At 57.5% G+C, this 20,236-nt stretch carries 18 protein-coding genes; 11 read left to right on the top strand and 7 right to left on the bottom strand.

Annotation, left to right across the window (positions count from 1 at the left end):
• Window positions 1-37: 37 nt before the first annotated feature.
• Genes FHS72_RS08750 through FHS72_RS08740 form a run of 3 tightly spaced genes read left to right on the top strand, consistent with a single transcriptional unit; the run spans window position 38 to window position 3,276 of the window.
• A complete protein-coding gene (locus FHS72_RS08750; RefSeq protein ID WP_281378293.1) occupies window positions 38-820 on the top strand; it encodes a biotin--[acetyl-CoA-carboxylase] ligase in 783 nt (260 codons plus the stop codon).
• 12 nt (window positions 821-832) lie between these two features.
• Window positions 833-1,606, top strand: coding sequence for a type III pantothenate kinase (locus FHS72_RS08745; RefSeq protein WP_183528136.1), 774 nt, complete (start codon window positions 833-835; stop codon window positions 1,604-1,606).
• The gene (locus FHS72_RS08740) at window positions 1,603-3,276 is read left to right on the top strand and encodes a ribonuclease J (RefSeq protein ID WP_183528134.1); all 1,674 of its coding nucleotides are present in this window, start codon (window positions 1,603-1,605) and stop codon (window positions 3,274-3,276) included. The genes FHS72_RS08745 and FHS72_RS08740 overlap by 4 nt, the downstream gene beginning before the upstream one ends.
• A gap of 252 nt (window positions 3,277-3,528) precedes the next feature.
• On the opposite strand, the gene FHS72_RS08735 is transcribed toward FHS72_RS08740, so the two are convergent.
• From FHS72_RS08735 to FHS72_RS08725, 3 genes are all read right to left on the bottom strand, one after another.
• The gene (locus FHS72_RS08735; RefSeq protein ID WP_183528132.1) at window positions 3,529-5,100 is read right to left on the bottom strand and encodes a DEAD/DEAH box helicase; all 1,572 of its coding nucleotides are present in this window, start codon (window positions 5,098-5,100) and stop codon (window positions 3,529-3,531) included.
• Window positions 5,101-5,342: 242 nt separating this feature from the next.
• A complete protein-coding gene (locus FHS72_RS08730; protein WP_183528130.1) occupies window positions 5,343-5,810 on the bottom strand; it encodes a hypothetical protein in 468 nt (155 codons plus the stop codon).
• 161 nt (window positions 5,811-5,971) lie between these two features.
• The gene (locus FHS72_RS08725; RefSeq protein ID WP_183528127.1) at window positions 5,972-7,567 is read right to left on the bottom strand and encodes a peptide chain release factor 3; all 1,596 of its coding nucleotides are present in this window, start codon (window positions 7,565-7,567) and stop codon (window positions 5,972-5,974) included.
• 117 nt (window positions 7,568-7,684) lie between these two features.
• On the opposite strand from FHS72_RS08725, the gene FHS72_RS08720 reads away from it, so the two are divergent.
• A complete protein-coding gene (locus tag FHS72_RS08720; RefSeq protein WP_183528125.1) occupies window positions 7,685-8,218 on the top strand; it encodes a hypothetical protein in 534 nt (177 codons plus the stop codon).
• A gap of 21 nt (window positions 8,219-8,239) precedes the next feature.
• On the opposite strand, the gene FHS72_RS08715 is transcribed toward FHS72_RS08720, so the two are convergent.
• Window positions 8,240-9,244 carry a Hint domain-containing protein gene (locus FHS72_RS08715; RefSeq protein ID WP_183528123.1) on the bottom strand — a complete coding sequence of 335 codons (1,005 nt, stop codon included), beginning with the start codon at window positions 9,242-9,244 and terminating at the stop codon, window positions 8,240-8,242.
• 156 nt (window positions 9,245-9,400) lie between these two features.
• Here FHS72_RS08715 and FHS72_RS08710 point away from each other — a divergent pair, with 156 nt between their 5' ends.
• The 3 genes from FHS72_RS08710 to FHS72_RS08700 all read left to right on the top strand — a co-directional run bounded on the left by FHS72_RS08710 (window position 9,401) and on the right by FHS72_RS08700 (window position 12,445).
• Window positions 9,401-10,180, top strand: coding sequence for an SDR family oxidoreductase (locus tag FHS72_RS08710; protein ID WP_183528121.1), 780 nt, complete (start codon window positions 9,401-9,403; stop codon window positions 10,178-10,180).
• A gap of 3 nt (window positions 10,181-10,183) precedes the next feature.
• The gene (locus FHS72_RS08705; RefSeq protein ID WP_183528119.1) at window positions 10,184-11,302 is read left to right on the top strand and encodes a DNA alkylation repair protein; all 1,119 of its coding nucleotides are present in this window, start codon (window positions 10,184-10,186) and stop codon (window positions 11,300-11,302) included.
• Between the two features lie 66 nt (window positions 11,303-11,368).
• The gene (locus tag FHS72_RS08700) at window positions 11,369-12,445 is read left to right on the top strand and encodes an ABC transporter ATP-binding protein (RefSeq protein WP_183528117.1); all 1,077 of its coding nucleotides are present in this window, start codon (window positions 11,369-11,371) and stop codon (window positions 12,443-12,445) included.
• On the opposite strand, the gene FHS72_RS08695 is transcribed toward FHS72_RS08700, so the two are convergent.
• The 3 genes from FHS72_RS08695 to ccmI are packed head-to-tail and all read right to left on the bottom strand — an operon-like array spanning window position 12,442 to window position 14,341.
• Entirely contained in the window at window positions 12,442-12,675 is a 234-nt protein-coding gene (locus tag FHS72_RS08695; RefSeq protein WP_183528115.1) for a DUF1289 domain-containing protein, read from the bottom strand. The genes FHS72_RS08700 and FHS72_RS08695 overlap by 4 nt on opposite strands.
• Window positions 12,672-13,148: a Holliday junction resolvase RuvX gene (ruvX, locus tag FHS72_RS08690; RefSeq protein WP_183528113.1), complete on the bottom strand. Its 477-nt coding sequence runs from the start codon at window positions 13,146-13,148 to the stop codon at window positions 12,672-12,674. The genes FHS72_RS08695 and ruvX overlap by 4 nt, the downstream gene beginning before the upstream one ends.
• Window positions 13,145-14,341, bottom strand: coding sequence for a c-type cytochrome biogenesis protein CcmI (ccmI, locus tag FHS72_RS08685; protein WP_183528111.1), 1,197 nt, complete (start codon window positions 14,339-14,341; stop codon window positions 13,145-13,147). Before ccmI ends, ruvX begins: the two co-directional genes overlap by 4 nt.
• Before the next feature lie 203 nt (window positions 14,342-14,544).
• Here ccmI and FHS72_RS08680 point away from each other — a divergent pair, with 203 nt between their 5' ends.
• The 4 genes from FHS72_RS08680 (at window position 14,545) to FHS72_RS08665 (ending at window position 20,161) form a co-directional block, all read left to right on the top strand.
• Window positions 14,545-15,789 (top strand): sarcosine oxidase subunit beta family protein, encoded by a 1,245-nt coding sequence (locus tag FHS72_RS08680; protein WP_183528109.1) that lies wholly within the window; start codon window positions 14,545-14,547, stop codon window positions 15,787-15,789.
• 481 nt (window positions 15,790-16,270) lie between these two features.
• Entirely contained in the window at window positions 16,271-16,600 is a 330-nt protein-coding gene (locus FHS72_RS08675; protein WP_183528107.1) for a sarcosine oxidase subunit delta, read from the top strand.
• Window positions 16,597-19,602 carry a sarcosine oxidase subunit alpha family protein gene (locus tag FHS72_RS08670; protein ID WP_183528105.1) on the top strand — a complete coding sequence of 1,002 codons (3,006 nt, stop codon included), beginning with the start codon at window positions 16,597-16,599 and terminating at the stop codon, window positions 19,600-19,602. Before FHS72_RS08675 ends, FHS72_RS08670 begins: the two co-directional genes overlap by 4 nt.
• The gene (locus tag FHS72_RS08665) at window positions 19,595-20,161 is read left to right on the top strand and encodes a sarcosine oxidase subunit gamma (RefSeq protein WP_183528103.1); all 567 of its coding nucleotides are present in this window, start codon (window positions 19,595-19,597) and stop codon (window positions 20,159-20,161) included. The genes FHS72_RS08670 and FHS72_RS08665 overlap by 8 nt, the downstream gene beginning before the upstream one ends.
• Window positions 20,162-20,236: the final 75 nt, after the last annotated feature.

Genomic DNA, 20,236 nt, shown 5'->3' with positions numbered 1-20,236 from the left:
TCGTAAATCGCGGTCGACCAACGGGAAGGGCAGCGCATTGCGATCTCACTCTCCAACAGGCGGTGACGCGCCTTTAGGCCCTGAATGGCCCGAAGGCTATGACCGGATCATCCTAGAAACCGTCGATAGCACGATGGCAGAGGCCGCACGGCAGGCCACAAGCCTGCTTAAACCGACATGGATCATGGCAGAAACCCAGACCGCAGCACGCGGACGGCAAGGGCGGCCATGGATCGTGCCACCGGGCAATCTGTCGGCGACGCTGATCCTCAAACCCAGTTGCACCATGGCCGAAGCGGCCAAGCGGTCGTTCCTCGCGGCCAATGCGCTCTACGAGGCGCTGGCCTATTACGCGGACCCCGCCAAACTCGGGCTGAAATGGCCAAACGACGTGTTGCTCAATGGCGGCAAAGTCGCAGGCATCCTGCTGGAAAGCAGCGGCAATGGCCACTACCTGAACTGGCTCTCCATCGGGATCGGCGTGAACCTCGCGCATGTACCAGATGGCGTGACCGACGCTGCCTTTGCACCGACCAGCCTGCACATGGCCAGCGACGACACCGTTGCACCTGATGATTTCCTAACGAAACTCGCGTCAGCCTATGCCACCCAAGAGATGAAGCTTGAGACCATGGGCTTTGACCGTATCCGCGAAGACTGGCTGCAACACGCGGCCCGCTTGGGCGAAGTCATCACCGCACGAACGCCGCTTGCCGACTTTACAGGCGTGTTCGACACTATCAACGCAGACGGGCACCTGATCTTGCAAACGGCTGACGGGCCAAAGGCGATTCCGGCGGCGGACGTCTATTTCGGTTAGAAAGGACTGCACATGCTTCTGGCAATCGACTGCGGTAACACCAACACAGTTTTCTCGATCTGGAACGGCACCCAAGCCATCGCGACATGGCGGACTTCGACAGAATGGCAACGCACAGCGGACCAATATTACGTCTGGCTGTCCAGCCTCATGGCATTCCAGAAAATCGACGTGGTGATCGACGAAGTCATCGTCAGCTCAACCGTCCCGCGCGTCGTGTTCAATCTGCGTGTGCTGTCTGATCGCTACTTTAACTGCCGCCCGCTGGTTGTGGGCAAAGCGGGCTGCGCGCTGCCCCAAGAATCCCGCGTCGATATCGGCACCACAGTCGGGCCGGACCGGCTCGTGAACACCGCAGGGGCTTACGATCGCCACGGTGGGGATCTGATCGTTGTGGATTTCGGAACTGCGACAACTTTCGACGTTGTGGCGTCTGACGGGGCATATGTCGGCGGTGTGATCGCACCTGGCGTCAATCTGTCGCTTGAGGCATTGCATAACGCGGCTGCGGCCTTACCTCATGTAGACATATCCAAACCGCAGTCGGTTGTGGGGACCAATACGGTTGCCTGCATGCAGTCTGGTGTGTTTTGGGGTTACATCGGTCTAGTGCGTGAGATATGCGCACGGATCAAGGCGGAACGCGGCGTGCCGATGAAGGTCATTGCGACTGGTGGTCTGGCCCCGTTGTTCCAACAATCCGAGGCGCTATTCGACGCCTTTGAAGAAGATTTGACGATGCACGGATTGATCGTGATTCATCGCTACAATAAGGAAATCGCATGAGCAAAGGCTCTGACCGCTTGATCTATCTGCCCCTTGGTGGGGCTGGTGAGATCGGCATGAACGCATATGTATACGGCTACGGCAAACCAGGCAGCGAGCGCCTGATCGTGGTTGATCTGGGGGTCACTTTCCCCGACATGGACACCACACCGGGCGTGGATCTGATCCTGCCTGACATCACATGGTTGAAAGAACGCCGCGCACAAATCGACGGTATTTTCATCACCCACGCACACGAAGACCACGTCGGTGCCATCGGGCACTACTGGGACCAGTTGGGCGCACCCGTCTACGCGCGGCCATTCACGGCCAATATCGCGAAACGCAAAATGGTTGAGAACGGTCAACCCGAGGGTGCTGTGAACGTTGTTGGGGTCTATCCCGAAGTCATCAAATGTGGGCCGCTCTCTGTGTCCTACCTGCCGATCTCGCATTCGATCCCTGAAAGCGCAGGTCTGTTGATCGACACCCCAGAAGGCCGCATTCTGCACTCTGGCGACTTCAAAATCGACCTGACACCGGGCGTTGGTGATCCGTTTGATCCCGAACTCTGGGCCGAAGTGTCCAAAGACGGCGTCAAAGCACTGGTCTGCGATTCGACCAACGTCTTTTCCGACGCGCCGGGCCGATCCGAGATGACCATCGGACCCGCAATCGCGCAGATGATGAAAGACGCATCTGGCATGGTTGTCGCGACGACATTCGCGTCCAACATTGCCCGTCTGAAAACGCTCGCTTTGGCGGCAGTCGAGGCAGATCGGTCCGTCGTTTTGCTAGGTCGCGCCATGCGCCGCATGGTCGAAGCCGCAACCGAAGTTGGCATTCTCAAAGGCTTCCCACCCGTGGTCAGCCCCGAAGATGCGCTGCAAATGCCGCGTGAAAACGTGATGTTGCTCGTAACCGGATCGCAAGGCGAACGCCGTGCGGCCTCTGCACAGCTTGCGAACGGCAACTACATGGGCATCAAGCTCAAGGAAGGGGACACTTTCTTGTTCTCGTCCAAGACTATTCCGGGCAATGAACGCGGCGTGATCCGTATTATGAACCAACTCTCCGAGTTGGGCGTGGACGTGATCGACGACGATGGCGGCAAATACCATGTCTCTGGCCACGCGAACAAACCGGACATCGAGGCGCTGCATGAAATCGTGAAGCCGCAAATGGTGATCCCGATGCACGGCGAACACCGTCACCTGCGCGAACACGTGAAACTGGCGAACAAACATGGCCGGACGGGTATCGTGGCTGTGAACGGCATGATGATCGACCTGTCAGGCAATACGCCAACAGTTGCGGAATACATCGAGACTGGCCGGACCTATCTCGACGGGACTGCAAAGATCGGCCAATTCGACGGCATCGTGCGGGATCGTATCCGCATGGCGCTGAACGGACATGTGATTATCACGCTGATCGTCGACGAAAACGACGAACCGCTGGGCGATCCGTGGGTCGAGTTGAACGGTCTGGCCGAAGTCGGCGGATCGGGTGCAGCCTTGGTCGATGTGATCGAACAAGACCTGTCGCAATTCATCAACCGCGCCAACGCAAAAACACTGCGCGATGATGTGAAACTCGAAAAAGAGCTGAAAACTATCGCGCGCCGCACGACCCAAGGCGAAATCGGCAAAAAGCCCGAAGTCATGGTGATCGTGTCCCGCCTCAGCTAAAGCGCTTGCCCGTCGTGGTGCTCGAATTTTCGCGAAAATTCGGAGCTGCGTCGGGCGGAGGCATGTTTGTGTCAGGCGTCGCATATGCTGGAACCGTTGGAGCCTCCGGCGGGGAGTTCGAGCCGTCTTGCAAATGATCCGGGGGATCATTTGAGGCGCTGAACGGGCGGAGCCCAAAAGAAGTCAAAGAAACGGGGCGTGCCGATCATTATGATTGGCACGCCCCGTTTTTATGTCAGTGCTGATAAGGTGTTAGACCTTAGCACGATCCGCAAAGCTAAGCGCGATAAACGCAGGTGTGTCGTCGCCCAGACCAACCACTTTGTTGTCGTTATGACGGTTGTTGTTGTTATTGCCACGACCACCACGGCCACGATTATTGTCGCGCTGGTTGTTGTCGCGTTGATTGTCGTTACGCTGCTGCTGCGGTGCAGCCTCGCGGGGTGTATCCTCACGCGGGGTTTGCTGCCGTGGCGCACGTTCGCGGCGTGGTTTTGCCTCGCGCGGGGCCTCGTCTTTGGGCTGCTCTTGCTGCTGCTGGGCCGCTGCCTGTTGCGCAGTATCCGCCGCAGGCTTGTCATCGGCCGCTGGTTTGCGCCGTGTCCGTGTCCGCTTTGGACGCTCGGTCTTTGGCGCATCATCTGTTGCAGCTGCCGCCGCCGCAGGGGCCGCTTTGCCCATCGGGCTGTCCAAACGCGGAATTTGCTCGTTCACGAGCGATTCCACATCAGCAAAGTTCTTTTCATCACGCGATGTGCAGATCATGATCGCGGTGCCTTTACGGCCCGCACGACCTGTCCGACCAATCCGGTGCACATAGTCTTCGGCATGTGATGGCACGTCAAAGTTGAACACATGGGTCACAGCCGGAATATCCAGACCACGCGCAGCCACGTCAGAGGCCACGAGAATCTTGAGTTCATTGTCGCGGAACTGTTCCAGCGTGCGTGTCCGGTGGCTTTGGTCCAGATCACCGTGAATAGGGGCTGCGTTAAACCCATGTTTATTCAATGACTTAGATACAATATCCACGTCCGATTTACGGTTACAGAAGATGATTGCGTTTGTGCAAGCGTCACCTTCAGCAACGATCAGTTGCCGCAGCAAATCGCGTTTTTCTGCAGGTTCTTTCGGCTTGCTAGAGCCTTTGAACATCACAACACCTTGCTTGATGTTGGTGTTTGTGGTCGCCGCACGCGCCACTTCGATCTTGGCCGGATTGGACAGGAACGTGTTGGTGATCCGCTCGATTTCCGGTGCCATTGTGGCTGAGAAAAACAGGGTCTGGCGCGTAAACGGTGTGCGCTTAAAGATTTCTTCGATATCGGGAATGAATCCCATATCCAGCATCCGGTCAGCCTCGTCGACGACCATGACTTTCACGTCGGTGAGAATCAGTTTGCCGCGCTCCAAATGGTCCAGCAAACGACCTGGCGTGGCGATCAGAACGTCCACACCTTTGTCGATCAGCTTGTCTTGGTCCTTAAAGGACGTGCCACCAATCAGCAGCGCTTTGGACAGCTTTGTGTACTTCGCATAGGCGTCAAAGTTTGCAGCAACCTGTGCCGCCAATTCGCGTGTCGGCGCCAGAACCAGCGACCGTGGCATCCGCGCCCGCGCACGTCCACGCCCCAAAAGCGTGATCATAGGCAGTGTAAATGCAGCAGTTTTACCAGTACCGGTTTGGGCAATGCCCAAAACATCGCGGCCTTCCAAGGCGGGCACAATCGCGCCAACTTGAATGGGGGTAGGGGTGTCGTAGCCCGTCTCTGCAACGGCTTTGAGAACCTTATCGCTCAGGTTCAGGTCAGAGAATTTTGTCATAGGCGCCTTTCGAAATGTTACGGCTTTTAGAGGCCGCAAGATCGCGCGGCCCGCCCGACCGGATTGTCAGGGCGTTGGACACGCGCTTACTATGCGCAAAGGCGTCAAACGTCAAGGAAATCAGGAATTTGTCCTGATCCGACGGGCGGCATCGCCGCTTTTGCAACTATAGCATGTATGGCTGTTTCGAATTTGGCACAAATATGCCCCGCGACAAGCCCGTCACCGCAGGGCAAACTGTCTTAAATCGCTTGTGGTGTGGCCACTGCGCGACGGCCGTCAAGCGCGCGCCAGATCACAGCCGCGATCAGCGTCATGCCCACATGACCCACAAAAGACGACTGTGTATAGGTGCCGAAACCCATCATGAATGTGCGGCCAACAACAGGGGCCAGAATGCCCTGAGCGATGAACCAAAGGGCAAGGCCAGACACAAAACCGCTAGCAATATAACCTAGTTTTGTGACCATCTTGGTCAGGTAAACAAAGGCCACAAAGCCAAACGCACCAATCAGGAAATGCAGCACAAACGCGCCCGCATGCGGCAGCGTGACGCCCGTCGCGATCTTGGTCAGCGCAATCACCAAATTAGACGGCTGCAATGTGACGCCGAACAAAACGGGCGAAATAATCCAAGCGTAGAATTCGAACAGAATTTCAGCGGCGAGGCCAGCAATGGCGAGGTGTTTAATGGTCGTGAGCGATGGCATGGTGGGTCCTTTTAACTATGCATTTGCAGCAAGTAGGACACTGTTAGGGAAAAGGCTTCCCCGCCTTCGTGGAATGTTAACGCCCGTGATGCAGCGTGATCTGGGGCCGTTAGTCGGGTTCACGCCACCACAATAATGCGGTGGCGTGCGGGCTTGCGGCCCTAAACCATCATCTCTTTCGTCGCACTCAACGTCACATCAGGATAATCGCGCCCAACGCGGTCAATATCCCATTGCAAGCGTGTCAGGAACACAACGTCCCCGTCGTTGTCCGTTGCGATATGCTGCTTGTTGGCATCCGCGAATTTCTCAACCGCGTCTTTGGCCCCCAAAACCCAACGGGCCGAGGTGAATTGCGAACCTTCAAACCGCACAGGCAGCCCGTATTCCAACTCAATCCGCGACGCGAGAACCTCAAACTGCAACGCGCCCACGACGCCCACGATAAAGCCGGACCCAAAGGTCGGTTTGAACACCTTGGCCGCACCTTCTTCGGCGAATTGCATCAGCGCCTTTTCCAAATGCTTGGCTTTCATCGGATCACCTGCACGACAAGACTGCAGCAATTCAGGCGCAAAGGACGGAATATTCGACACGCGGATCGCTTCGCCTTCGGTCAGTGTATCGCCGATGCGCAGCTGCCCGTGGTTAGGAATCCCCAGAATATCACCCGCATAAGCTTCTTCCGCCAACTCCCGATCAGCCGCCAAGAACATCACCGGATTGGTGATCGCCATCTGCTTTTTCGAGCGCACATGCGTCAGCTTCATGCCACGGGTGAAATGCCCCGACGCCAAGCGCACAAAGGCCACACGGTCGCGGTGTTTCGGGTCCATGTTGGCCTGCACCTTGAAAACAAAGCCGGTGACCTTCTTTTCTTCAGGCGACACATTGCGCGGCGTCGCAGATTGCACCTGTGGTTCCGGTCCGTATTTCGCAATTCCGTCCATCAATTCTTTGACGCCAAAGGAATTCATCGCAGAGCCGAACCAGATCGGTGTCATCGTCCCGTCAAGCAAGGCTTGCGGGTCAAGTGATGGCAGCAATTCCTTGGCCATTTCGATCTCTTCGAGAAACTTCGCGAGCAGATCAGCAGGGACCAATTCGGCCAGTTTCGGATCGTCGAGGCCATTGATTTGGACGCTTTCCGCGACCTTGTTCCGGTCAGCGCGGTCCATCAATTCCAGCTTGTCGCGCAGAATATCGTAACAGCCAATAAATTCACGACCCACACCAATCGGCCAAGACGCAGGGGTCACGTCGATCGCAAGGTTCTCTTGGATTTCGTCAATGATTTCAAAGGTATCGCGGCTTTCGCGGTCCATCTTGTTACAGAACGTCAGGATCGGCAGATCGCGCAGGCGGCAAACCTCAAACAGCTTTTGCGTCTGACTTTCCACACCCTTGGCACCATCAATGACCATCACGGCCGCATCAACAGCGGTGAGCGTCCGGTAGGTATCCTCGGAAAAGTCAGAGTGACCGGGCGTGTCGACGAGATTGAACCGATATGTCTCGAAATCAAACGACATCGCGGACGCAGAAACCGAAATCCCGCGATCCTTTTCCATCTGCATAAAGTCGGAACGGGTGCGGCGTGCCTCGCCTTTTGCACGCACCTGACCCGCCATCTGAATAGCGCCACCATACAGCAGAAACTTTTCAGTCAGCGTCGTTTTACCGGCATCGGGATGCGAAATAATCGCAAACGTGCGGCGGCGGGCAATTTCAGGCGGTAAGGTCGGGCGATTTGTCATGGGATGCGTTTACGCGGGGCAGGGCGGAAGGGCAATTGGCAAGCGAACGGCAGTGCTATTTATCCGATCCCGCAGGCGCGGTAATGCTTTATTAACCATTCTAGCCGACGAAGGTGTATGCGGTATTCACTTTTCCTTATCGGTTTCTTGGCAGGTTGCAGCGGTGGCGGCGGCGATACCCCCATTGATCCCATCGACGAGCTACCCAAAACGATTACCCCCGAAATCGACACAGCCCCAACAGGCACCGCGTCCTATCGCGGACCGACCAACATCGGCTTCACACCCGCCTTGTCCACGCCCGTCACCTTGGCGGGGACCATGAACTTGAACGTGAACTTCGACCGTGCGCTTGATGCGGTCACAGGCAGCGCCAGCGCGTTTGAAACCGCCGCAGGTGCGCCTGTCACGGGGAACTTGCACCTCAGCGGTGGTGAACTAGACGATAGCGGCACGACCTTGCAATTCGGCGGCAAAATCTCGGGCTCATTGCGTTCCGGCACCACGGGTTATTTGATCGCGGGCGCATTGTCGGGCGAATTTCTGGGCGAGGATGAAACCGCCGTCTCTGGCCGGATCACAGGCAACGCTTACCAATCCGGTGTGCCGACCAATATGTCAGGCACGTTCCAAGCCGGACGCTTGCCGTAATGCGACGCGACTAATCAGGCTTTAGTCAGACGACGCCTTGCGCAATAATTCCACGGCACCCGGTTTCGACAGCAGCGTCTCTTGGACCTCATAATCCAAATGCGGACGGTGCGCGTGACCCGCACCCGATCCCGTCATGCCCTCTGGCAATGCCGCACGGGTGCGCGGATCAATCAACAGCGATTCTGCGGCGATGCCTTCGGCGTAAATAATCTGGTGATTCTCGAACAACAGCTGGAAATAATCCACAAAACCGTCGCCCAATTGGTAAACGGTATCGCCGTTAATCAGATGCCGGACCTTCACCAACACCTCGGAACGACCCGCGCCCAAGCGGTCTTGGCGTTGATACACAAACAAACGGTGATCGGGGCTGACAATCAGGTCATTTGCGTTGTGCAGCACACCCTTTTTGATCACGACAGGGGCGTAGCTGCCCATCGCCCGCAACGTCGTTTGGTTGATCCACTGGATTTCCTGCGGACCATCATCGCGGGTCAAAACTTTGTCGCCAGCCTTCAGGTCTTCAATCGGCGTCTGCCGCCCTGACGCCATCGTAATGCGGGTGCCGCGCGTGAACGACACACAAGCGACCTCGGCAAAGCGGGCAATCGCCGCGTCAGAATCGATGCCGACAAGCTGGTAATTCATGTCAGGTTGCAGCGTGGCCAGCGGTAGAAAATAGATTTCCTCGACGCCGCCCGCTTCGATCTCGACAAAGATCAGACCTTCAAACGTGGTGCCATCAGGGGCCATCACGGTGATGCAGGAATCCAGCACAACCTCATTGCCTGCGGTGCCAAACTGGCTGTCATCCATCAGCAAAAAGCCGGGACCATCATCGTTAATCGCCAGCGACAACCGACCGCGATCTGCCGACCGCTGCAACTGATACATGTCGTCCATGACCAATTCGTCCGCAAACGACAGGGTATCCCCCTGCGCCACACCTTCCGTCACGAGCAAATCAGCGGCCTTATAGACCGAAATTGTTTGCTTTGTCAGGAGGTTATCGGATTTGGGCATGTGTATACTCTAACAAACACTGGTTTTGAAACTGTGGTACTCAAACTAGGTGGCTGACAGGCTAAGGTCAACGCAAACCATTGAAAAAAAACGCAGCGTTGCTGGCCCTCTATGGCGGTGCTAGTCATGGCCGGGAAACAAGTTGGGAGACGATCAATGGATCTGGGAATCGCAGGAAAGCGCGCATTGGTTTGCGCAGGTTCAAAAGGATTAGGCCGTGGCTGTGCCGAAAGTCTGGCTGCGGCTGGCGTGAACATCGTGCTGAACGCACGCGGGGTCGACGCACTGGAAGCAACCGCCGACGCGATCCGCAAGGCGCACGGCGTGACTGTCGAAACTGTCGCCGCTGACGTGACCACCGACGCAGGCCGCGCCGCCGTTTTGGCCGCTGCGGGCGACATCGACATCCTCGTGACCAACGCAGGCGGCCCACCCCCGGGCCTGTGGTCGGATTGGAACCGTGACGACTTTATCGCGGCGATGGACGCCAACATGCTGACGCCAATCGCACTGATGCAAGCAGCACTGCCCGGCATGATCGCCAAAGGTTGGGGCCGCGTCGTCAACATCACCTCCGGGTCCGTTAAAGCACCGATTCCCCAGCTTGGCCTGTCCAACACTGCTCGCGCTGGCCTGACCGGATTCGTCGCTGGCACCTCGCGCCAAGTTGCCGAACACGGCGTCACTATCAACAACTTGCTGCCCGGCATCCACGCAACCGACCGCGCCGCGTCGCTTGATCAAGGCGTGATGGACGCGCAAGGCATCGACCGCGCCACCGCCCAAAAACAACGCGAAGCCACAATCCCGGCCCGCCGCTACGGCACGGCCTCGGAATTCGGGGCGACCTGCGCATTCATGTGCTCGCAACACGCGGGCTTTATGGTTGGGCAAAACGTCGTGCTTGACGGCGGCGCAATCAACGCGACGCTGTAAATCATGGCATCGGGGTTCAGCCTAAAAGACGACCTGTTCAACCGCGACACCGTCACGCGGTTGGCGCAAGACTTTGAAAAGGCAGGCGTCTTTGGCGCTCAGTCGTTCATCGATCAGGTCATGGCAGGGCTGGCCCCGTTAGAGTTAAAAGCACGGATCGCATGGATCGCGACCGTGCTCGACGACCATCTGCCTTGCGATTTTGAAGACGCAGCGCAGGCGATCCACGCAGGGTTGCCACCCGAATTGGACCCCGCCAAAACCGACGACGACTTTGGCCATTTCATTTATGCACCTTTGGGTGTTTACGTTGAAAATCATGGACTTGCAGAGCACACTTCTACCTCTCTGGACCTACTTGAAGCGATCACCAAACGGTTCTCGATGGAGTTCTCGATCCGCGCTTTCCTCAACACCCACGAGGCTGCGGTGTTAGAGCGCATGCAAGACTGGGCGGTAGACCCGAATTATCACGTGCGAAGGCTGGTCAGCGAAGGAACGCGACCGCGTCTGCCGTGGGGCCAGAACGTCGGCTTGACCCAAGATCAAACACTGCCGCTGCTCGACAAACTGCACAGCGATCCCACGCGCTATGTGACAAGATCGGTCTCTAACCACCTGAATGATATTACTAAAAAGTCGCCGGACCTCGTGGTGGATCGCCTGTCACACTGGCAAACTGTGCAGAGGCAAGACAGCAAAGAACTCGCATGGATGGCGAAACACGCCCTACGCGGCCTCGTCAAGTCAGGCCATCCCGCAGCCATGGCGCACCTCGGTTACGCCCCCGACGCAGTGGTGAAAATCACGGACTTTCAGTTCAACCCCGACACGATCAAACGCGGCGAAACCGCTGAAATCAGCGTGACATTAACCAGCACATCCGACACGCCGATCATCGTGGATTACGTCATTGATTTCGTGAAATCAAACGGGTCAACTGCACCAAAAGTGTCTAAATTCAAAGTGCTATCGCTCAAAGCTAATGTTCCAGCGACCTTGGTCAAAAAGCATACCTTCAAAGACAACGCCACCACCTTCAAACTCTACCCCGGTGCGCATCAGGTCCATCTGCAAATCAACGGGCGCATCCTTGCCAGCCTGCCATTTACCCTGACCTGACTTGCCCCCGCTGGCCACTGTTGCTAGGGACGCAATAACCCATGGTTTCACTAGGGATTGCCCCACATGACGACGCCGCGCCTTGAAATTCGTAATCTTCGCAAGGCCTTCGCTGGCCGCGAGGTCGTGAGTGATGTGTCGCTAAGCGTCCTGCCGGGGCAGGTAACGTGCCTGCTTGGGCCGTCCGGCTGCGGTAAATCCACGACCTTGCGGATCATCGCGGGCGTCGAAAGCCAAGATAGCGGTAGCATCCATGTGGACGGCCAGCTTGTCTGCGACGGTCTTGTGTCGATCCCGCCGGAATCGCGGTCCATCGGCCTGATGTTCCAAGATTTCGCGTTATTCCCGCATCTTAGCGTTACGCAGAACGTCGCATTTGGCCTGCATGGGGCGAAAAAAGCCAACACAGATCGCGTCAGCGAACTGCTCGCCAAGGTGGGCATGTCGCGCCACGCCGACGCCTATCCGCACGAATTGTCGGGTGGCGAACAACAGCGCGTCGCATTGGCCCGCGCCCTTGCGCCGAAACCGCGTATCATGTTGATGGACGAACCTTTTTCCGGCCTTGATGACCGCCTGCGCGACGACATTCGGGACGAAACGCTCGAAGTGCTCAAGGAAGAAGGCACCGCCGTTTTGCTGGTCACGCACGAACCGGGCGAAGCGATGCGTATGGCCGATGAAATCGCGTTGATGCGCGGCGGTGTTGTTGTGCAACGCGGCGCGCCCTACAACATTTACAACGCTCCCGCAGATCGCGAAGCGGCGGGTTTCTTTAGCGATATCAACGTCATACCGAGCGAAGTTCAAGGGGCATTGATCGACACGCCTTTTGGTCAATTTCTCGCACCCGGCTTTCCTGACGGCAGCGCCGTCGATATCGTGATCCGCCCCCAGCACTTGAAAATCGACTTTGATCGCGGTGGGCGCGGCCCCAATCCAACCCCCGCCGAAGGCACCGCCGCACGCGGTATCGTGCGCCGTGCGCGGTTCATGGGGGCCGAAAGTCTGGTGGAATTTGTGATGGATTACGACGGTTCGGTGCTCAAGGCGCAGATCCCGTCCGTATTCCTGCCGAACCCCGGCACGCCGCTGTGGATCATGATCCGCCGCGACCGCTGTTTTGTATTTCCACGCAACTAGTCGCGCTTCAACCGTCCCGCACGTCCGCCGCGTCGTTTAGTGATCAGTGGCGCACGGTCTGGCAAATCATCCATCACCGCTTGCCGTGCCGCTTTCGTCATGCTCGACCATGCCCCAATTTCGTCAATAGTCCGTAAACAACCGGTGCAAAGCCGCGTTTCGGGATGGATCACGCAGACTTTCACGCAGGGGCTATCGATTTCGGCACGCTTCCAAATCTCGTCGGTCATGGGTTCGCCTTCATGTAGCACAATCGGTCCAGCAATCCTTGCAGGATGAAGCCCGCAGCGACGTGGTCAATCACGTCAGCGCGGCGTTTGCGCGATGTATCAGCGGCGATCAACACGCGCTCGGCCTCAACCGTAGACAGGCGTTCATCCCAATAAGCGATTGGTAAATCAGTCAATTTTTCCAAATTGCGGGCAAAAGCACGGGTCGCCTGACAGCGCGGACCCTCTGATCCGTCCATGTTGCGCGGCAGCCCCAAAACCAGCCCTGTGATATTCCGTTTTTCGCAAATCTCGAACAGTTTCGCCGCATCCAACCCGAACTTTTTGCGCCGGATCGTCTCGAGTGGTGATCCCACTTGCCGCATCCCGTCCGATACCGCGACGCCAATCGTGACCGTGCCCAGATCAAGCCCCGCGATGGCCCCAAAATCCGGCAAAGCCGCCAGAAAATCTTCCGAAGTTTCGCATATCATTCGGCAATCCCCGCCCGTTGTGCGGCCTCGTCCAACTGTGCGAGCGCCGTGTCAGATGCCCCGAACACGTCACGGGCCTCTGCTAAAATTGCGCGTGCATCGTCGAGCTGACCTTGCACGCCATACGCCACGATCAGACGCGCCCATTCGTCGATGGGGCCGCCTTGGCTGGCCAAACGGTCGGCGAGACGGCTGACCATACCGGCGATCATCTCGGCTTGGCCTGCGTCATCCGCGCCTTCAGCGGCATCAAGCATGTCATCCAGCGCGACGTTGGTGGCAGGCGGCGGCGTGTAACTGGTGCCAGCCCGCATCGCCACATCCCCTACAAAGCGGCGGGCAAGGGCCAGATGAAACGTCTCGGCCTCGCCGCGATCCAGAATACTACGCCAAAGTTGCAACGCCCGATCCGGCCTGTCGGTCTGGTCATACAGCGCACCCAGATAATAGCGGCCCGCGATGTTTTCCGGTTCGATCTGTAGCACCCGCAGGGCCAGCATTTCGGTCTCTGGCGACACATATCCATCAGCGGCAGTGGCGTATAAATCAGCCTGCGTCACAAGGTCGTCAACCGTCACGCCATTGCCCTTCAACGCGATCACTTGGGCCTGCGCCTTGGCCGCAGCGGTGTAATTACGCATCTGGCTTTCGTGGTAAGCCAGCAATTCCCAGCCGCGTATCTCGTCAGGGCGGGTTGGGACGATCTCGCGCAACTGCGCGATTGATTCGATGTAATCCTCTGGAAAGTCCGGCGCCGCGATGTCCGGCGCATTTGCCACCGCTTCGGCCTGGGTCGGGCGGTTCTCGCGAAACGCATCGCCATTTGCGATCCGTTCAGCACGCGGCATATCGGGATAGCCTGGCGCGCCCAGTTTCACGTAAACCCCTGCGGATGCGAGCAAAAACACCGCCGCCACAGCAACAGCCGCACCCCGATTAAGCGGGCTTTCGGTGGTCACAGTAGCTTGCCCCGATGCCGCCAGTAGCCGCCGCGCGATGTCCGTTTTGGCCCGCTCTGCATCCTCTGCCGCCAGCACGTCATGGGCCACGTCGCGGTCCACCTCTTCCAGCTGCGCCTTGTATAACGCGACTTGCGGGTCTTCGCCCTGTGCAAACGGTGGGCGGATCAGCGGTGTTATCACCACAGCGCCCACGATACAGGTTAACAAAAAGCAAATGATCCAGAATAGCATATCGGCAGGTCCCCTAATTGCACCCTACCTAACCGCCCAAAGCTCCCGCGAAAAGGGGATGCGACATCACGGTCCAAACAGGTGCGACAACTTGCGCGGACGAATGTCGCAAAAACCACATCCAACGCCGCAGTTAGTAGCCTTTCACTCGGCTCAAAGGTTCACTAGGATCATCAGGGACGTGTGAACAAGAGGCTGCACCGATGAAACGCTATTCTGCATTTGCAATCGCACGCGAGGCTTTGCGTCAACACACGGGCTGGGACCGCGCATGGGCGAAACGTCCGCCGAAATCAAAATACGACGTGGTGATTGTAGGGGCAGGCGGGCACGGCTTGGCCACGGCCTATTACCTTGGCAAAAACTTTGGCATCACCAATGTCGCGATCATCGAAAAAGGCTGGCTTGGCGGTGGTAACACAGGCCGGAACACGACGATCATCCGGTCCAACTACCTGCAAGACCCCTCCGCTGCGATCTACGAAAAATCCCGCAGCCTGTACGAAAACCTGTCCCAAGACCTCAACTATAACGTCATGTTCAGCCCACGCGGCGTCATCATGCTGGCGCAAACCCAGCACGAAATTCGCGGGTACCAGCGCACAGCGCACGCCAATTCGCTGCAAGGCGTGACCACCGAATGGATCAGCCCAGAGCGCGTCAAAGAGCTTTGCCCGATCATCAACCTCGACGGTCCGCGCTATCCGGTGCTTGGCGGTCTCTGGCAAGAACGCGGCGGCACAGCGCGGCACGACGCGGTGGCATGGGGCTATGCGCGGGCCTGTTCCGACATGGGCATGGACATCATCCAGCAATGCGAAGTCACAGGCGTTAAAAAAGAAAACGGCAAAGTCACAGGCGTGCAAACCACCCAAGGCGATATCGGCTGCGATAAACTGGGCATGGTCGTCGCAGGCCACGCATCGGTGCTGGCTGAAAAAGCAGGCTTCCGACTGCCGATGGAATCAGTCGCTCTTCAGGCGTTGGTGTCCGAACCGATCAAACCTTGCATGGACGTCGTTATCATGGCGAACACCGTGCACGGCTACATGTCGCAATCGGACAAAGGCGAAATGGTCATCGGCGGCGGCACCGACGGCTTTAACAACTACACGCAACGCGGATCATTCCACCACATCGAAGAAACCGTGCGGGCACTGGTCGAGACCTTCCCGATGGTGTCACGCCTCAAAATGCTGCGCCAATGGGGCGGCATCGTGGACGTGACAGGCGACAGGTCCCCGATCCTGTCAAAAACCCCCGTCGACGGCATCTTTGTCAATTGCGGTTGGGGGACAGGCGGGTTCAAAGCGATTCCCGGATCAGGTTGGGCCATGGCGGAACTGATGGCCAAAGGATCATCACCGCTGACCGACGAGTTTTCGATGCACCGCTTCCGCGAAGGCAAATTCATCGACGAAAGCGTCGCAGCAGGGGTGGCGCACTGATGGCGCTGTCACAATCCCACACATCGGCGGTCTACCGCGCACGGCTGGATAGCAATTGGGCCGATCTATGCCGTTCTAAGGTTGTGCGCGCAAACCCGTTTCCCAAACACGCGTCGAGCGGCCAAAATAATCTCCAGACACAGGAGGCAAGCACATGGTCGATTTTAGCACACCCAAGCGACGGCCTAATCAAGGTCGCACGAACAGTCTGTTTATCCTTTCTTTGTGCATCATTGGATTGGTCGCATACGCGTTCGTCGACTCGTCTATCCGCCCTACGTCCATTGACAGTGCATCAGCGTCACAAACGCTGCTGGGACACACTTCAAACTAATACCACTCACGTTACTAATGAGTTAAAAAGCGGTCGCAATTTTGCGGTCGCTTTTTGCGTGGGTGCCCTGTCTTTCGTGACATCGCTGTGCACGGGTTGTGCACGGGTTGTGCACGCAAATCACACTTCATATCCCGAGGCTGCCTCATGCTGACTTTGCATTGCCCATATTGCGGCGTTGATGCCGATGAAACCGACCTTCACGCAGGCGGCGAGGCGCATCTGACACGCTTCGGACCCGGTGCCAGCGACGACGACTTCGAAGGCTACCTGTTCACGCGGAAAAACCCCAAAGGCGTGCATTTTGAACGCTGGAGACATGCTTACGGTTGCGGCAAATGGTTCCTTGCGGCCCGCTGCACAGCCACGCTCGAAGTCTTCGCGACGTATTCTGCACAGACCGTAGCACCGCCCGCCGACGTGCGCGCCGCCATCACCGCAAAACGACCGGATTGGTCATGGGGAGACCTGTCATGAGCACACGTTTAGCGTCCAAAGGCCGTCTTGTTGATACCTCCAAGGCGATATCATTTTCGTTTAACGGCAAGAACTTACGCGGCTATGCGGGCGACACGCTTGCCTCTGCGCTGCTGGCCAACGACCAGATGTTGGTCGGGCGATCGTTCAAATATCACCGCCCGCGCGGCATCGTCTCAGCAGGGCCAGAAGAGCCAAATGCGCTGATGAACATGGGAGAAGGCGCGTTTTTTGAACCCAACCAGCGGGCGACAACGACGCTGTTGTTTGACGGGCTGAAGGCCGAGTCGCAAAACCACTGGCCGTCGCTGGAATTCGACGTCGGTGCGATCAATTCCAAGCTGTCGCGCTTCTTGCCCGCTGGTTTTTACTACAAAATGTTCATCTATCCGCGGCCATTCTGGAAACACGTCTACGAGCCGATCATCCGCAAATCCGCGGGCCTCGGCAAAGCGCCCATCGGGCGCGACGGCGACACCTATGAGCATTTCCACGCGCATGTTGATGTGATGATCGTCGGTGGTGGAATTGCGGGTCTTTCCAGTGCCTTAGCCGCAGGACGGGCAGGGGCGCGGGTGTTGTTTATGGAGCAAACCGCCGCTTGGGGCGGCCGCGCGGCCGTAGACGAGCCTCAAATCGACGGCATGAAAGCCACCGCTTGGATCGCCCAAACCGTCGCGGAATTAACCGCGATGGATAACGTCACAATGCGCCTGAATTGCATGGGCGCTGGCGTCTACGATCACGGCTATATTCTGGGCTACGAGCAGCTGAACGAGGGCGGCACCGATGCGCCGCGTCACCGTCTGTGGCGTGTGCGTGCGAAACAGGTGATTACGGCAACGGGTGCAATTGAACGGCCTTTGTCGTTCTCTGGCAATGACTTACCGGGTGTTCTTCTTGCGGCGGCTGTGCGCGATTACGTGGTGAATTTCGGTGTATCCATCGGGGATCGCACCGTGGTTGTGACCAATAACGACGACGCCTACCGCACGGCGCTTGTGTTGAAAAAAGCAGGGCTCTCGGTGCCGGCAATCATCGACGCACGGCCCGACGCAGACGGCCCGCTAGCCCAAGCCGCACGCGACGCTGGCATTCGCGTAGAGACCGGCAAAGGCATCGCAGAGGTCAAAGGCGGCAAGCGCGTCACCGCCGTCGCGATCTGCGGTCAAGCGGGTGAAGGTGCGGTTGTTGAGACGATTGAATGTGATTGCGTCGCGATGTCCGGCGGCTGGTCTCCGGTTGTGCATCTGTGGTCCCATTGCGGCGGAAAACTGACCTGGGACACCGATCAGGCGATGTTCAGGCCGGATGAACAACGCCCGCCAACCGACGGAAATGGTTCAGGTTTTGTCGTTCCTGCAGGGATCGCGAACGGGCATTTGTTCACCACTGACGTTTTGACCAATGGCTTTGCCGCTGGACAGGCTGCGGCCACAGCTGCGGGTGCCAAAGGCAAGGTCGGCAAAGCGCCCGAAGGCTACGACGAGGCGCAAGAACCCATCGTGCCAGTCTGGCTGATGCCGCAGGGCGCAAGCCACGAATTGCGCTCCAAAGCGTGGCTCGATTTCCAGAACGATGTGAAAGTGTCGGACGTGCAGTTGGCCGCACAAGAAGGCTTTGAAAGCGTCGAACACACGAAACGCTACACAACGTTGGGCATGGCAACGGACCAAGGTAAGTTGAGCAACATCAACGGATTGGCGGTTCTTTCTAAAGCGCTGAATGCTGACATTCCTGACGTGGGCACAACCACTTTCCGCCCGCCTTACACGCCGATTTCTATGGGCGCGATTGCGGGGGCTGCGCGGGACGATCTCTTCCAGCCGATCCGCAAAACGCCGATGTATGATTGGCATGCAGGGAACGGTGCGGACTTTGAGCCTGTCGGCCAATGGCGGCGGCCCTATGCCTATATTCGCGGCGACGAAACGCTGCATGACGCGGTTAATCGCGAGGTCACGCAGACCCGCGAAAGTCTGGGGCTGTTGGATGCTTCGACGCTGGGCAAGCTGGTTGTCAGCGGGCCGGATGCGGGCCAATTCCTTGATATGATGTACACAAATCTGATGTCGTCGCTGCCCGTGGGCAAGTGCCGCTATGGTCTGATGTGTACTGAAAACGGGTTTTTGATGGACGACGGCGTGGTTGCGCGGATCGACGATCAGACGTGGCTGTGCCACACGACGACGGGCGGCGCCGATAGCATCCATGCGTGGATGGAGGATTGGTTGCAGTGCGAATGGTGGGATTGGAAGGTCTATGTGTCCAATGTGACCGAGCAATTCGCGCAGGTTGCCGTGGTCGGACCAAACGCCCGCAAGGTGCTGGAAAAACTGGGTGGCATGGATGTATCCAAGGATGCGCTGCCGTTTATGCAATGGCGCGACGGCATGTTGGGCGACTTTAAGGTCCGCGTCTATCGTATTAGTTTCTCAGGAGAATTGTCCTACGAGGTCGCCGTGGATGCGGGGCAGGGTCGGGCATTCTGGGGTGCGCTTTTGGACGCAGGTGCAGAGTTCGACGTGATGCCTTACGGCACAGAAGCGTTGCACATCATGCGGGCCGAAAAGGGCTTTATCATGATCGGGGACGAAACCGACGGCACGGTGATCCCGCAGGATCTCAACATGCAGTGGGCGTTGTCGAAAAAGAAAGACGACTACCTTGGTAAACGCGCACAGGAACGGTCGCACATGGCTGATCCGGACCGTTGGAAGCTGGTTGGGCTGGAAACGCTGGACGGATCGGTGCTGCCTGATGGGGCTTATGCGATTGCGGAAGGCACCAATGATAATGGACAACAAAACACAGAAGGTCGTGTAACATCAACGTATTACTCGCCGACGTTAAAGCGCGGGATTGCGATGGGTTTGGTGCATAAAGGGCCGGACCGGATGGGTGATACGCTACGGTTTACCAATATCGGTGGCGAACCGATTGAAGCGAAAATCGTCGATCAGGTGTTCTATGACAAAGCAGGGGAAAAGCAGGATGTCTAACGCGATCAGTGCTTTAGAGGGCCGTGCAGTGGCTGGCGACGTGACAGTGACGGACATGGGACTGCAAGGGATGATTTCCCTGCGCGGCGATCTGTCGGACAAAGCGTTAACCAAAGTTTGCAAAACGGTGACAGGTGCGGACGCGCCGAAACCTTTGCAAATGGCGGTTGCTGGGCCGAATGGCTTTGGCTGGATGTCACCGGACGAGGCGTTGCTATTGGTGCCCTATGATGCCGTGCGCGATGGATTAACGTCGATCAATAACGTATTGTCAGGACAGCATTTTTTGGCATCTAATGTGTCTGATGCACGGGCGCATATTGTCGTTTCAGGTGCTTATGCTGACGAGGTGATCGCGAAGGTAGCGCCAGTTGATATGCACCCCGATAGCTTTGCCATTGGCGATTTTCGTCGTTCGCATTTGGGTCAAGTCGCTGCTGCATTTTGGAAATCGGATGCAAACACGTTCCATGTAATCTGTTTCCGCTCGGTCGCGGGTTACGTGTTTGACCTTTTGGCCGCATCAGCCAAGGCCGGACCCGTCGGTTATACCAGCTAAGTTTTGCAACATTCCCGTCTGACGGGTTGACGTCGCGCTATTTTGGGCTTTGTTACGGGGTAACGAAACTCTAGC

Source organism: Yoonia ponticola, from assembly GCF_014199395.1.
Lineage (GTDB): Bacteria > Pseudomonadota > Alphaproteobacteria > Rhodobacterales > Rhodobacteraceae > Yoonia > Yoonia ponticola.
The sequence above is the reverse complement of the archived record's forward strand: the minus strand, read 5'-3'. Positions and strand labels throughout refer to the sequence as shown.